Annotated in this window: 15 protein-coding genes; 8 read left to right on the forward strand and 7 right to left on the reverse strand. The window is 56.9% G+C overall.

Translation table 11 applies throughout. The features are described 5' to 3' along the window. Positions 1-2 precede the first annotated feature (2 nt). Positions 3-785, forward strand: coding sequence for a C40 family peptidase (locus tag HBN98_RS24560; RefSeq protein WP_083368540.1), 783 nt, complete (start codon positions 3-5; stop codon positions 783-785). Then, entirely contained in the window at positions 782-1,366 is a 585-nt protein-coding gene (locus tag HBN98_RS24565; RefSeq protein ID WP_083368541.1) for a tail assembly protein, read from the forward strand. Before HBN98_RS24560 ends, HBN98_RS24565 begins: the two co-directional genes overlap by 4 nt. Positions 1,367-1,388: 22 nt before the next feature. Here HBN98_RS24565 and HBN98_RS24570 read toward each other — a convergent pair whose 3' ends face one another. Further along, positions 1,389-1,796, reverse strand: coding sequence for a hypothetical protein (locus HBN98_RS24570; protein ID WP_151101668.1), 408 nt, complete (start codon positions 1,794-1,796; stop codon positions 1,389-1,391). A gap of 136 nt (positions 1,797-1,932) precedes the next feature. Here HBN98_RS24570 and HBN98_RS24575 point away from each other — a divergent pair, with 136 nt between their 5' ends. The 6 genes from HBN98_RS24575 to HBN98_RS24600 all read left to right on the forward strand — a co-directional run bounded on the left by HBN98_RS24575 (position 1,933) and on the right by HBN98_RS24600 (position 8,794). Continuing rightward, the gene (locus HBN98_RS24575; RefSeq protein WP_083368542.1) at positions 1,933-5,460 is read left to right on the forward strand and encodes a TipJ family phage tail tip protein; all 3,528 of its coding nucleotides are present in this window, start codon (positions 1,933-1,935) and stop codon (positions 5,458-5,460) included. 319 nt (positions 5,461-5,779) lie between these two features. Then, positions 5,780-6,445 (forward strand): hypothetical protein, encoded by a 666-nt coding sequence (locus tag HBN98_RS24580; RefSeq protein ID WP_083368544.1) that lies wholly within the window; start codon positions 5,780-5,782, stop codon positions 6,443-6,445. A 41-nt stretch (positions 6,446-6,486) separates the two neighbouring features. After that, the gene (locus HBN98_RS24585; protein ID WP_083368545.1) at positions 6,487-7,083 is read left to right on the forward strand and encodes a hypothetical protein; all 597 of its coding nucleotides are present in this window, start codon (positions 6,487-6,489) and stop codon (positions 7,081-7,083) included. A gap of 326 nt (positions 7,084-7,409) precedes the next feature. Continuing rightward, entirely contained in the window at positions 7,410-7,799 is a 390-nt protein-coding gene (locus HBN98_RS27985) for a phage tail protein (protein WP_083369422.1), read from the forward strand. Between the two features lie 60 nt (positions 7,800-7,859). After that, on the forward strand, positions 7,860-8,282 hold the full coding sequence (locus tag HBN98_RS24595; protein WP_083368546.1) for a cell wall hydrolase: 423 nt from the start codon (positions 7,860-7,862) through the stop codon (positions 8,280-8,282). Then, the gene (locus HBN98_RS24600; RefSeq protein ID WP_083368547.1) at positions 8,279-8,794 is read left to right on the forward strand and encodes a lysis system i-spanin subunit Rz; all 516 of its coding nucleotides are present in this window, start codon (positions 8,279-8,281) and stop codon (positions 8,792-8,794) included. The genes HBN98_RS24595 and HBN98_RS24600 overlap by 4 nt, the downstream gene beginning before the upstream one ends. Before the next feature lie 24 nt (positions 8,795-8,818). On the opposite strand, the gene HBN98_RS24605 is transcribed toward HBN98_RS24600, so the two are convergent. From HBN98_RS24605 to HBN98_RS24625, 6 genes are all read right to left on the reverse strand, one after another. Continuing rightward, positions 8,819-9,736 carry a hypothetical protein gene (locus HBN98_RS24605; RefSeq protein WP_151101664.1) on the reverse strand — a complete coding sequence of 306 codons (918 nt, stop codon included), beginning with the start codon at positions 9,734-9,736 and terminating at the stop codon, positions 8,819-8,821. A 196-nt stretch (positions 9,737-9,932) separates the two neighbouring features. Then, on the reverse strand, positions 9,933-10,142 hold the full coding sequence (locus HBN98_RS24610) for a hypothetical protein (protein ID WP_083368549.1): 210 nt from the start codon (positions 10,140-10,142) through the stop codon (positions 9,933-9,935). 233 nt (positions 10,143-10,375) lie between these two features. Then, complete coding sequence (locus tag HBN98_RS24615; protein WP_151101662.1) at positions 10,376-10,777, reverse strand: hypothetical protein; 402 nt, start codon at positions 10,775-10,777, stop codon at positions 10,376-10,378. A 331-nt stretch (positions 10,778-11,108) separates the two neighbouring features. Beyond that, positions 11,109-12,290, reverse strand: a complete 1,182-nt coding sequence (locus tag HBN98_RS24620; RefSeq protein WP_229755044.1) for a tyrosine-type recombinase/integrase — start codon at positions 12,288-12,290, stop codon at positions 11,109-11,111. After that, positions 12,176-12,577, reverse strand: a complete 402-nt coding sequence (locus tag HBN98_RS28345) for a hypothetical protein (RefSeq protein WP_229755043.1) — start codon at positions 12,575-12,577, stop codon at positions 12,176-12,178. Before HBN98_RS28345 ends, HBN98_RS24620 begins: the two co-directional genes overlap by 115 nt. Before the next feature lie 39 nt (positions 12,578-12,616). Then, positions 12,617-13,102 carry a hypothetical protein gene (locus tag HBN98_RS24625; protein WP_083368551.1) on the reverse strand — a complete coding sequence of 162 codons (486 nt, stop codon included), beginning with the start codon at positions 13,100-13,102 and terminating at the stop codon, positions 12,617-12,619. Positions 13,103-13,116 lie beyond the last annotated feature (14 nt).

Genomic DNA, 13,116 nt, shown 5'->3' on the forward strand with positions numbered 1-13,116 from the left:
CCATGCGCATCAATAAACAGCTGCAGGACGCGATTCGCGCCCACGCGGCGCAGGCGTATCCGGCAGAAGCCTGCGGCCTGCTGATCAGCACCGCCTGCGGTCGTGAGTACGTGCCATGTGTCAACCGGGCAAAGACCGATCGCGAAAACTTCCAAATCTGCGAGCGCGACCAGGCCGCGGCAGAGGATCGCGGCGAGGTGCTGGCCATCATCCACAGCCATCCTGACAAAGCGCCGATACCGAGCATGGCCGACCGGGTCAGCTGCGAGTTGCACGAATTGCCCTGGGGTATCGTTGGATGGCCCGGTGGCGAGTTCGAATGGTTCAAGCCGTCGGGTTTTCAGGCCCCGCTGTTGGGCCGCGACTTCTCCCATGGCCTGCTCGATTGCTGGGCGGCGTGCCGCGACTGGTACGCACGCGAGGCAGGGCTGCTGTTGCCGAACTTCGAGCGACACGATCTGTGGTGGGAAGACGAAGCCGGCCCGAGCCTCTATGAGGACAACTTCAAGGCCGCGGGCTTTTACCAGGTGAGCGAGGCGCGCCGCGGCGACATGCTGGTGTTGCAGATCCCGACGCCGGGCCGCAACTGTTTCCACCCGAACCACGCCGCGATCTATCTGGGCGACGAGCCGGCACTGGTCAGTGAGCCTGCGGCCACCCTGGGGGGCGCTGGACCGTTCATTTACCACCACATGGCCGGGCGCCTTGCCGGTCGTGAGATTTACGGCTGGTCGATGGCCAACCGGGTAAAGCTGATTCTGCGGCACAAGGACTATCGACCATGAAACGCACCATCAAGCTCGGCGGTGTGCTGGGCAAGCGCTTCGGGCGCGAGTACGTCCTCGATGTCAACGGCGTGCTGGATGCCATGAGCGCCCTGTGCAACCTGAAACCGGGATTCGAGCGGTTCATGCGCACCGCAGAGGAGCGGGGCCTGGTCTTCGCTGTGTTCGTCGACGAACGCAATATCGCCCAGGAAGAACTGGGCATGAAAGACTCCGGCGCCGGCGCTATCCGCATCATGCCGATCATTCAGGGCAGCAAGCAGGCTGGCATGTTTCAGACCCTGCTTGGCGTGGCGCTGATCGTCGCGGGCATGTTCACCGGCGGCACCACCTCGGCGCTGGGCATGGGATTGCTCGCCACCGGCGCAGCTGTCGGATTGGGCGGCGTGGTGCAGATGCTTTCGCCAACCACCAAGGCTAACACCAGCGACCGCAACGAAGACGGCAACAACCCCAGCTACGGATTCGGCGGCGCGGTGACCACCATCGCTCAAGGCAACCCATATCCGCTGCTCTATGGCGAGCGAGAAATAGGCGGGGCTATCGAGTCCGGCGGCATCTACACCCAAGACAACATTTAACTCGCATTGTGGATGCCTGATATTAGATCTTGTTTTTGCTGCTGTTGGGCGAGGTCGGATTGTTGTTTCGCGAGTCATTGGAACTCGCATTTTGCTGTTTTTCTGGAGCTTGCTGGGCTCGATCTGGAAGGGGGGTTCTGAGCGTTTCAGACTTTAACCATTCCATCTCGCGCAGAGTCACCTTTGCAAATAGAGACGTGGCTTCGGCTCTGGCTCCTCCCAGCTCATAAAACTCATGTGCCAGCTCGGTGCATCGACTTTTTGCGGGAATTGTTGTGTTTTTTATGTATTCGAGTATCGCTAATGCTTGTTTTGGGTCAGTGCATTTGAAATGAACGTAGTCCCCTTCCAGTACGTACCAGACTCCATTCGGCGCATCTTCAAGCGGTTCCCCATTAGCATTCGTTGGAAATAATGTAAAAACAGTCATGATTGAACTCCCTGTATTAAGACCGATGCTTATAGCAAGCTGACGGAAATGTTCACAGTCCTGCACCGATTTTTTACCAATCTAAATTGCTATTTCCCCAACCCGCCTCGGCGGGTTTTTGCATTCAGGAGGGCGCATGAGCGCAGCAGCAAAGAAGGCTTCGCGCGCGGCGCCGAGGAAACGCCGAGCAGTCACTGGCAGCAAGGGCGGGCAGGCCAAGCAGAAGCAGCCGAGCATCGCCACCAATAGCGTGCCATCGATCGCTACCGCGCGCATTGTTTACCTCTGGAGCTGGGGGCCAATTGTTGGTCCGGTGAACGGGCTACGCTCAATCAAGCTCGATGGTACCCCGGTGCAGGCCGAAGACGGCACGTTCAACTATCCTGGCGTGAAATGGCAGTTTCGCACTGGTGAGCTGAACCAGCCGCGGCTTGAGGGCATCTCGGAAGCCAGCAATGAAATTCAGGTCAACCAAGAGCTGCGCAGCACCAGCCCTTGGCTCCACAGCATCACCAATGCGCAGATCGATGCTGTGCGGATTCGCTTCGGTTGGCCACAGCTGCAGAGCCAGGATGCCAGCGGCAACATCAACGGTGTTCGGATCGAATATGTCGTTGAGGTCTCGACGGACAGCGGCCCATATTTGCAAGTCCTGAGTTCGTTTGTTGACCGGAAAAACGTCACCAAGTACGAGCGATCGCATCGGATCGACTTGCCTGCCGGCAGTCGCTGGACGATCCGCGCCCGGCGCCTGACGCCAGAGGCGAACAGCTCACTGGTGCAAGACGGGATGCTGGTCGAGGCTATTGCCGAGGTTGTCGATAGCGATCAGGAATATCCGCTGACCGCCGTGGGTTGCCTCGAGTATGACGCCCAGCAATTCGGCGGCGATATCGCCAAGGTCGCCGCCCTGATGCGCGGCCGCATTATTCGGGTACCGGCCAACTACAACGCCGAGACGCGCACCTATTCCACAGGTGGGCCCGGTACTAGTAACGGTGTTTGGGACGGCACCTTCAAGGAGGCTTACACCAACAACCCGGCGTGGATCTTTTACGACCTGGTGCTGCATCCGTATTACGGGCTAGGCGAGCGCATCGACGCCACAATGGTTGATCGCTGGTCGTTGTACCGAATTGCCCAGTACTGCGACCAGATGGTGCCGGACGGCAAGGGTGGCCAGGTTCCGCGGTTCACCTGCAACCTGTATTTCCAGAAGCAAGCCGAGGCGTACGCAGTGCTGCAGGATCTGGCCTCGATCTTCCACGGCATGGCCTATTGGGATGGGAGCCAGATCGTCGTCAATGCCGATATGCCTGGTGATCCGGTGTACACCTACAGTCCCGCCCAGATCCTGAACAACGGTGAAATCAAATACGAGGGCACTCGCGCGCGAGATCGGCATACGCTGGCCATGGTGTCCTGGGACAATCCGGACCAGGGTTTTGAGACCGACAAGGAGCCGGTATTTGATGATGAGGCCATGACCGAGCTAGGCATGGTGCGCGAGCTCTCAGTAGATGCCATCGGCTGCACATCGCTGGGGCAGGCTCAGCGCGCCGGCCAGTGGGCGCTGCTGACCGAGCAGTTGCAGACCCGCGGCGCCACCATGCGAGTGGGTTTGGATGGACAAATTCCGAAGCCTGGCCAAGTTATCGCGATAGCCGATCCATCACTGGCCGGGCGGGCGAATGGCGGACGTATCTCGGCGGTCGCCGGCCGGGTCATCACGCTTGACCGGGACACTCCGGTTCCAGCAGGCGCTCGACTCCTCGTAAACCTGCCAAGTGGCAAATCGGAGGCCCGCGTAGTCCGGTCTGCTGTCGGCCGGGCGATCACTGTCATGGCGGACTACAGCGAAGCGCCGGTAGCCGAATGCGGGTGGGCGCTCGATTACGACGACCTGAAGCTGATGCAGTTCTACGTGCGCAACGTTACGCGCCCCGAGTGGCACCAGTTTCAACTGGAAATGATTCAGCACGAACCCAGTAAGTTTGACGCGATCGACTTCGGCGCCGTGGTTGATACGCGCCCGATTACGGGGATACCCATCGGAACCCAGGCTGCGCCGGCTAGAGTGCTGATCAGTCAGAACGTTGTGATTGAGCAGGGTATTGCAGTCACCAGTATGTCGATCGCCTGGGACGCTGCGCCTGGCGTAGTCGGGTACGACGTCGAATGGCGCTGGGGGGCTCGGGAGTGGATCAAGGTTCCGCGCACCGGCGAGCTGATGGTCGACGTTCGCGGGATATATTCGGGTCAGTACTTGGCGCGTGTGCGCGCGGTCAGCGCCATGAATGTCTCATCGGTGCCAACCAACTCGGTATTGACTGACTTGCTTGGCAAAACCGGCTTGCCGCCGGCGGTCACGCATCTCGCCGCGACATCCTTGCTCTTCGGGATTGAACTCAAGTGGGGTTTTCCGGCTGGAGCAGAGGACACTCAGCGCACCGAGATTTGGTATGGCTCGTCACCGTCCCGAGAAGACGCCATTAAGCTGGCTGATTTGGCTTATCCGCAGAACGACTACAGCATGCAAAGCCTGCTGGCGGGAGCCACCTTCTTCTTTTGGGCTCGGTTGGTGGATCGTACGGGTAACGTCGGACCATGGTACCCAGAGGGGATTGGCGTATTGGGCCAAGCCAGTTCCGACGCTGGCCCGATCCTTCAACTGATCAAGGGGCAGATCACTGAGACTGAGCTCGGTGAGGACCTGTTGACCGAGATCGAAAAGATCCCGGGGCTCCAGGAGCAGATCGACAACATCGCCGATGCGCAGGAGTACAAACCGTCGTCGACCTATCTGAAAGGGGAGACAGTGCGCGTTGGGCGGCGCCTGTACTTGGCTTTGCAGGCTGTGCCAACAAACACGCCACCACCAAATCTCACCTACTGGGAGGACATCGGTCAGGCGATCCAGGAGGCAAACGCGCTGGCCGCGCAGGTCTCGAAAAACACGCTGGATATTGAGCATCAGGGCGACCAACTGACCGCACAGGCTATCAAGCTCGACGGCGTATACGTGCAGGTGAATCCCGCGCTGGCGGGCGACACAGGCGGGTACGCGGGTTCAGATCAGGTCTACGCCGGCGTGTGGTCCGAGCAGTCGGCGCGGTTTGAAGAAGGCGTCGCGACGGCCAAGAAATTCGACACGGTCGAGGCTCAGGTAAACCAGACCAACGCGGTCGTGCAAACGACCAGCCAAGCAGTGGCCACGCTGGATGGCAAGGCCTCAACGATGTGGTCGGTGAAGATGCAGGTTACGGCAAGCGGACAGTACGTCACCGCCGGCATTGGCCTGGGCATCGAGAACACCGGCGCCGGCTTGCAGAGCCAGTTCCTGGTCTCGGCTGACCGCTTCGCCATAGTGAACTCGATAGCCGGTGGAGCTGTGTCGGTTCCGTTCGCGGTGACGGGCGGGCAGGTGTTCATGAATTCCGCCTTCATCCAGGATGGCAGCATCACCATGCTGAAGATTGGTCAGTACCTGCAATCGGACAACTACGTCGCGAACGTCCAAGGCTGGAGGCTCGATAAGGCTGGCAACCTTGAGTTCAATGGGCCAGCGCCGGGTGGCGGGCGACTGACAATGACCAACCGGGCGATCAAGGTGTACGACTCGAACGGGGTGAAACGTGTGCAATTGGGAGATCTCGACGCATGAGCCATGGACTGAGGATCTGGGGGGGCGATGGGACTCTCCAATTCAACACGGACACAGCGACCTGGCGAATCGTCCTGTCCTCTCTGGTGTCATTCGCGGGCGCAGCAGGAAAGAGTACTCAGCAATTCTCTGTGCCCGGATGCAACGCAAATAACGCTGTCGCAATGGTTATCCCAGTAGGCGCGGCAGCGGCTGATGATCGTCAACTTGAGACGGAATTATCGGACGGCGTGGTCAATGTCAGGAACTACATCAACGGTTACGCGGGAGCGATGTTCTCCCACAGCACCATGCGATTGATTGTAATGAGGTGGTATTGATGCCGGGATTTGGTCTTTCAGTCGTAAATGATGCCGGGGTCATCAGCATCGACTCGGAGTACTCCAGGTTGTGCGTTCTCCAGATAGGGACCTACTCAGGCGGCGCCGGCAACGCGACGATCAGCTTCAATCCTGTAATTACCACGCAGGAACCGCCGCTGATCTTTCTCCGGCCGAATAACAACGGCGGCCTGGTCACAATTGGGTGCGGCACCCTCGGTTCTGCGGGAAATTGGACAGGGATCAATATCACTGGCCCAACCAACTATGCCCCGAACGGCAAATACTTTATCGGCGGGTTTGCACCAACTCCAACCGCTTCGTTCGGGCTTCGATTGTGGGATGGCGCCTCGAAGCTCCTGTTCGACAGCGGAAAGCAGGCCGCTGTGTTCACTCGGTTTTATCAGAACTGGACGTATGTGAAGTCGACCCAAGACGCGCAAGGCTTCTACACGAACTGGTATTCATCACCATTCAGCACTTCGGCTGATGAGTATTTGATGATCAACAACGCAGGGATGCGGATGTTGTCCGGTGACAACGTGGGAAGAGGAACGGGGATCACCTACGACTTTGCCGCTTCTCAGCTCTGGTTCACCACTACCGCGCTGAACAATCCGTTCAACTTTTCATTGCCTGCCGTCTTCGCCAAACCCATTGCCTAGCGATTTCAGCTCAGGCGCACCGCTTCATCACGGGAAAAACCATGTCAAAACAGACGATTAACCTCGGCACTGTGCCTACGGGGGCGGGCGGCGATACGCCTCGCAGCGCCTTCACCAAAACTCAGTCGAACATCGACGAACTCTATGCAGCGTTCGGCGCCACTGGTTCACCGCAGGCCCTGCCGGCTGCACTGCCAGTCGCCCTAGGCGGCACAGGGAACTCCACCGGCACTGCTCAGAAGCTTTTCGGCGCTGGAATGGTTGGCGCCGTTTCGCAGTCCGGGGGCGTTGCCACAGGCGCGGTCATGGAGTCCGGCACCAACGCTGCAGGCTCCTACATCCGCTACGCCGATGGCACGCAAATTTGCCACAAGCGCGTTTCGCTCGGTGGGGTGGCAATCGGCAGTCCGGCCGGTTCCGTTTTCTACAGCACCGTTGTGAACCCTGGCGCATTCGCCGCAACATTTGTCGGGCTGCCGACAACCGAGGTTGTGGTGCAGAGCTCTTCGGGCTTGTGCTGGAGCACTGTAGCTGCCGACCCGACAACCCTCCAGTTCGGGTCTATTTTCATCATCTCGCCGACCAGTACCTCGGTGACCATTATCCTGAACTGTTTTGCCATCGGGAGGTGGTTCTGATGATCATTAAACTGATGTCCGTTCGAAACGATGAGTCCCTGGCTGTGGTGGTTGCCGGTGACGTTCTGACCGTGAATGGCCAGGCTTTTGATTTTTCGCAAGTGGGCCAGGGCGACACACTGCCGCGCCTGGCGATCAACTCCCCATGGTTTGACGCAGACGTTAAGCGCGTGAATGGGCAGCTGGTGGTCACGCTGCTGCTGCCAATTCCCGCGAATTACAGCCCAGAGCAGGCTTTCCCGGTACCGCTGCTGAATGTTCCGGATGGCGCAGTGCAGTTTCCGGCGCCGCTCCCGGTGGAAGGGGAACCGGCTGAACCGCGTGCTATGCCGGAGTTTCAGCAGGTCGTTGGCGCCATCGATTGGAGCCAGCTGGTCACGGCACAGATGAAGGCGGCCACCGCCGCCGCGGCGCAGCTCATGCAGATGAAGGCTGTTCTGGCCAGCAAAAACGCGTCGGCCAACGCGCAGATCCTGCGTATTCAGGATCGCGTCGACACGCTGGGTTATGGCATCGACGCGGGCGAGGCAACAGAGGCTGATGAAGCCGAGCAGGCCGCGCTGCTGGTTAGCCTGAAATCCTGGAAGGCCTACAAATTTTCGCTGGGCAAGGTCACCAGCCAACCAGCCTGGCCCACCGCGCCGGCATGGCCAGCCGAACCGCCTATTCCTGAAATCGAAGCGTCTCCGATGGCGCGAACGCCTGACGCCGCCTGAGTTTTTGCACAACCCGTCCACCCGCCGACGTGCGGGTATTTTTTTGCCTGGAGAAAAATGATGCCTGTAACTGAGAAAGACCGCGACATCCTTGCCCGCACGTTGTGGGGTGAGGCGCGCGGCGAAGGGGCTGCCGGCCAGGTTGCGGTGGCCTGGGCGATCAAAAACCGCGTGTTCGATGGCAAGACCAATTCGTGGTGGGGGGAGGGCTACGCCGGCGTCTGCCAGAAGCCGTACCAGTTCAGCTGCTGGAACAAGACTGATCCGAACTATCAGTTCCTGATCGGCGTGAAGGAAATCCCGTTCCGTGAGCTTGCGCAATGCCGAATCGCTGCTGACCAGGTGATCGACGGCAAGGTGCCCGATCCTACCGGCGGCGCCACGCATTACTACGCCACCAGCATCAAGGCGCCGGCCTGGGACGCGAAAGCGAAGCAGACCCTCAAGCTCGGCGGCCATGTCTTCTTCAAGGATGTGCTGTGAGCCCGGCGGTGTGGAAGGCGGTCGGCGCGCTGGCTCTGGTTCTGCTCGGCGCCGGCAGCGCCTGGCAGCTTCAGGACTGGCGGTATGGGGCGCAGTTGGCAGAACAGGGACGGCTGCACACCGAAACCCTCAATCAGCTGGCTATAGTCGGCGCCGCCGCGCAGAAGACTGACCAGGATAAACGCCTGGCGCTCGAGCAACGCCTGTCGGCCAGTGAACAAACCTACTACAAGGAACTGAGCGATGCTCAAACGAACCAGGCGCGCCTGCGCGATCGCCTTGCCACTTCTGATTTGCGGCTGTCAGTCCTTCTCGACGCCACGGATTCAGCCAGTGGCTGTTCAGTGCCAGCCGGTACCGGCGCCGGCGGCGTGGTTCATGGAGGAGCGCGCGCCCGACTTGACCCAGCGCATGCTCAACGAATTGTCAGCATTACCGATCATGGAGATCAAGGACTAATTGCTCTACGCGCGTGCCAATCATATGTAAAGAACGTGCTGTTTATTAGATGATGGTCATTCAATAACTATTTTGATTTAAGTCGCTGGAGTTTCAATCCTTCCTTTGATCAATTGTTCAATATCAAATGGCATGGTTTGATCTGCCTGCTGTGGGCGTGCTCCAGATATGCCTTTGTAGTCAAAATTTTCGGTGGCATCAAGTAGTTTTGTTGGCTTGTAGTTTTCGTCGAACGTTAGAATATTTACAAATGCTCTAGATAAATATCCAATTGGATAAACTAGTTCTTTTAGTGGGTTTGGGGGTACGGGGTCGCCACCTTCAGTAACGATTTCAAAGAATGGTTTGATTTGATACTTTTGCGCGATTTCGTTGTAGTTGTGGTATAGCTTGTAGATCGTTGCGGGTATGTCATTCTGGTTTTTTAGTTTACTTGCGGTTTCAAGTAGTTTGTTTATGTCCTGCTCTATGGCGTCGGCAAAGGCTTGGTCTACCTTGAGGTTTCCGGACTTGACGTTTGGGAAGGCCATTTTGTGCAGTCTTCGCGGATTTCGGAATTCTATCATGCCAGTATTGTTTTCGAATCCGACATCTTGCTCTTGATGTTTTGTTATGCTTTTCTCGAACTCGTCAACGTGTTTGAAATAGTTTGTGAAATTGTTGTTGCTGTGCGCAGCTTTGAGCTGGCTCTCTGAAAGCGCAATTTGGTTCTGAGTTAACATCATTTGTGCTTTTGTTTGCTCGGACCTGTGGTTGGCAACAAGAACGGCTATGACAGGAATTAGAATTGCCGTTAGCCCAATCGGGAATCTGAAAATTGTTAACGCGTTGTTGAAGCCTTCGTGGCTGAGGTTGAGTGTGAGTTTTAATGCGGGGTCATAAAATATGACTAGGGCGGAAGATATTGCGAGAATTATAATGATAGAAGCCGCTAGCCTTACAATCGTGAGTTCGAAGAAGCTGGTGTTAGGGTCGAATGACAATATTTTCTTCAAGGTTGGTACCCTCTTTATATGATCCTGAGTGTGGCAGTTTTTTGCTTTCAGCATTATCTAACGGGTTTATCAAGTGTGTCTCTTGGCACCTCACATTACCAACGTCAGAGCTGACACGGAACCATTCAAACAACTCAATCAGGATCGCCCTGATCAACCACCATACGCTCGGCGCGCTCCGGGTCCAGCTAGCTAATCACTCCGTCGTCATCAGCACCGCTAGCGCCATCTTGATAAATTCCTCATTCCTGTCGATGGCCTCCAGGGCACCGCGCACATTGTCGGCGACGTCGGCTGACCCGCGTTGCTCGACCCAGTTTGAAAGCTCCAAGATGGCGGCTTCCAACGCGAGCTGGTTTTCGTTGAGCTTGAATAGCAGGGAAGGGAGTAGGTCAGAATTTGGCATCGCGAATCCTTCGTGGAGTTTTCAGCGTAGCAGGGGCGAACAATTGGCTTGGATTTCAGGTCGGCAGAACGCCGGAGAAGGGGTGGCACTACTGTAAGAATATACAACGCTAAGTTATTGATTCTTATAGGGTGAAATGTTGATTTTGCACCTCGTAAAAACCACTAATTTTTCCTTTTGGATCAATAGCTTGCATTGGTTTCGAGGTCACCTTGACATGGTGGGTCGTAAACTTATCCCGCTGGCGGATAAATCGCAGATGCGCAGAGCTGACTCGCTACTGCACCGGCCGGTGAGTTGCCCATGATGACCGACCTTCCACCTGCCGGAAGAAGAGCCCAACTGAACCCAGTATAGGCACCGTAGCTATTTTTTCCGTTGATCTCGATACACCAGGAGTCTTTCGATTTGTCTCGTGCTTCCCCTCGGCCGTCTGAGGTTACGAAAAACGTATCACGAAACTTTGCACTATCCGGATCCTTCAGGTCGTAACTCGCCATCGTGTGAGCAAGCAGAACTGTGTTTTCGTTCATCGGATATCGGTAAAGAATCAGAGGCTTTGCAGGCGCTGGTCTTGGTGGCGTAGAGCAGCCGGCAAGAGAGATAACGATCAGAGACAGGGCTAGCTTTTTCATGCTGACATTCCATTGTTTGTGTTTTTTTGCATCGGCAATTGAGGATGGTACATGCTTCTGCTCTCGTCACCTCCCAACAGGATCAAACTTGCGCAAAACCTCCTTTGGAGACCGCGTCTTTCCGTTTGCATAAACACAAAAATGCTTATGTTTTGTCGGTCAAAAAAGACGGTCTTTTCTTTATAAAACAGTAGGTTAGGTAGCTTCTGCTCCCAGCATGGGGTGCTAGGGGTCGAGTGTTCGAATCACTCCGTCCCGACCATATATTTCAATGACTTAGCCCAACTTTAGCGAGTTGGGCTTTTTCATGCGTAGGGACTTTTGCGGGGGTTCATCCCGTTTTTCTCCTCAAGATGGTCAGCGCCGGTCCTCGCGAATCGGTTGCCGACACTTTGTTCGCCGCCTCAATCAAATGCTCAAGCTCTGCGGTAGAATAGTGGCTCGTAATGCTGCCGTTCTTGTGCCCAAGTAGTGCCTTTCGATCTTCCTCTGTCACGTTCGCCGCACGGAGCCTTCTGCCAAAGGTGTGCTTCAGATCGTGAACCCTGATCGAGCGGAACCCAGGGTGTGCTGGCGACTTGTGTTCCTTTTCCCATCTAGCCGCCGCCCTGATTCTTGCCTTCTTCCATGCCGTGTCGTTCATCCTGTGCATCGCGGTTGGGCCGTACTCGTCCGGCTGCCCGTATGGGAAAACATACTTTTTGTGAAGTCCGCGCTGGCCGTCGATAATCGACATCGCTACCCGATTCAGTACGACCAACCTTTCATCCCTGTTTTTCACCCCCGCCTTTTCGTGCCGTCCACCAAACTCCGGTGGGATCAGGAACACGCTCGTTCCAAGTTCCGGCACCCGTATCTCCCAATCCCACTCAAGTTTGCAGACTTCCTGTTCCCGAGATCCTGAATTCACTTTGTAGAGGGCCATCCTCAACAGGTGATCCGGTATCTCGGCGAACAACATCGACTGTTCTTCCCATGAAAGCGGGTAGGGCTTTCGGCTCGATCTCTTTTCCTCAAGCATCGATATCATCGGCACGCTGTCCAGCCACGGCCGCTTCTCAGCGTCTCGCCACTTCCTGTGGCACAGGTTCAGGATCCTGACGACTCGCTGCAGGGCAATGTTCACCGTCCTGTTCGACACGCCTGGCTTTACTTTCCCATTCGCTGTTTTGGTTGGCTTCTGCCTATCTCGCTTGAAGGCGGCCAGAGTGCCGTCATCAATATGCGTGATTGGTAGGTCGCCAATGTACGGATCGAGCTGTTCGATGTGAGAAGCGGACAGGGCAATAGAGGCTTGATCCTTGAATTCCACCAGGAATCTGGTGGCAGCCTCGCGCCAGGTTCGCACCTCGCGTACACCGTAAACCTTTTCCTGCCGGAGTTTTTCCAAGCGGTGGATCAGGTACTGCTCCGCTTCCTGCCTTTCGCTTGATCCAGTGCTTTCCTGAAGTCGCTGACCTCTGACGACTTTGTCGATGTGCCAAATTCCGTTCCTCTCGTAGAGGCCGGAGATTGTTTTTCGCGCCATTTACTTGCTCCTTGGCGCCCACTGCGGGGCTGATTGTTGTCCTGATTGGCCGCTTTTTCAATTGCCATGGACTCGATGTAGGCGTCAGCCCACTGGTCAAGCTCGATTCGGTCGAAGCCGACGCCCTGTTTCCCGATCGGGAATTCACGAACGTTCGGCCGGACTGTTTTGTTGAATTCGTCCCGGCACATGCCGAGGTAGCCGTATGCCTCGCCGGCGCGAATGAAGCGCGGGAGGATTGGCGCGACCTGGGCCGCGCTTCGATTTGCCATGAGGTATTGCTCCATGCCGCGCGTGGCGGCAGAAGGTGGTTATAGGGTGGCTTTGGCGATAGCGGCTCGGGCCTTCGAGATCTCGGCGAGCTCTTGCTGATGTTCCGGAGTGGTGTACTTGAACTCATTTGCCAGGAGCGTCCAGCGCTCGACGGCAAGGCTCAGGGCTGTGACCAGCTCTTCGTGCAGTCCGCGCTCTTCGCGTCCGATATCCCAGAAGCGCTGGCCCCAGTGTCCAGCCGGTGGCGGATTACTGTTCTGCGCGCCGAGTGCCAGTGCGCCGACCACTGCGTCCAGCAGGTCACGCTTATAGGCGTTGTCGCCGTCGATGCTCAGGCCTTGGCGGCGCAGCGCGTCGAGCGCGTTATTCAAGTTCGCCTCGGGCGAAGGCAGCACCAGGTCAAAGTCAGCTTTGCCCGGCCGGCAGACGATCACAAACATCTGGCAATCGAGCGGCAGGTGTTGGGCGATATCCGAGATCGATTCGATAGCCACTTCGCGCAGTTGGTGTTTTTGATCAGGCATACGAATTCCTCGCC

Source organism: Pseudomonas koreensis (genome assembly GCF_012986595.1).
GTDB classification, from domain to species: Bacteria; Pseudomonadota; Gammaproteobacteria; order Pseudomonadales; family Pseudomonadaceae; genus Aquipseudomonas; species Aquipseudomonas koreensis.

Coding starts and splice junctions, on each gene's coding strand:
- HBN98_RS24560 (WP_083368540.1), top strand. CDS start 3: ATGCGCATCAATAAACAGCTGCAGGACGCGATTCGCGCCCACGCGGCG.
- HBN98_RS24565 (WP_083368541.1), top strand. CDS start 782: ATGAAACGCACCATCAAGCTCGGCGGTGTGCTGGGCAAGCGCTTCGGG.
- HBN98_RS24570 (WP_151101668.1), bottom strand. CDS start 1,796: ATGACTGTTTTTACATTATTTCCAACGAATGCTAATGGGGAACCGCTT.
- HBN98_RS24575 (WP_083368542.1), top strand. CDS start 1,933: ATGAGCGCAGCAGCAAAGAAGGCTTCGCGCGCGGCGCCGAGGAAACGC.
- HBN98_RS24580 (WP_083368544.1), top strand. CDS start 5,780: ATGCCGGGATTTGGTCTTTCAGTCGTAAATGATGCCGGGGTCATCAGC.
- HBN98_RS24585 (WP_083368545.1), top strand. CDS start 6,487: ATGTCAAAACAGACGATTAACCTCGGCACTGTGCCTACGGGGGCGGGC.
- HBN98_RS27985 (WP_083369422.1), top strand. CDS start 7,410: ATGCCGGAGTTTCAGCAGGTCGTTGGCGCCATCGATTGGAGCCAGCTG.
- HBN98_RS24595 (WP_083368546.1), top strand. CDS start 7,860: ATGCCTGTAACTGAGAAAGACCGCGACATCCTTGCCCGCACGTTGTGG.
- HBN98_RS24610 (WP_083368549.1), bottom strand. CDS start 10,142: ATGCCAAATTCTGACCTACTCCCTTCCCTGCTATTCAAGCTCAACGAA.
- HBN98_RS24615 (WP_151101662.1), bottom strand. CDS start 10,777: ATGAAAAAGCTAGCCCTGTCTCTGATCGTTATCTCTCTTGCCGGCTGC.
- HBN98_RS28345 (WP_229755043.1), bottom strand. CDS start 12,577: ATGGCAAATCGAAGCGCGGCCCAGGTCGCGCCAATCCTCCCGCGCTTC.
- HBN98_RS24625 (WP_083368551.1), bottom strand. CDS start 13,102: ATGCCTGATCAAAAACACCAACTGCGCGAAGTGGCTATCGAATCGATC.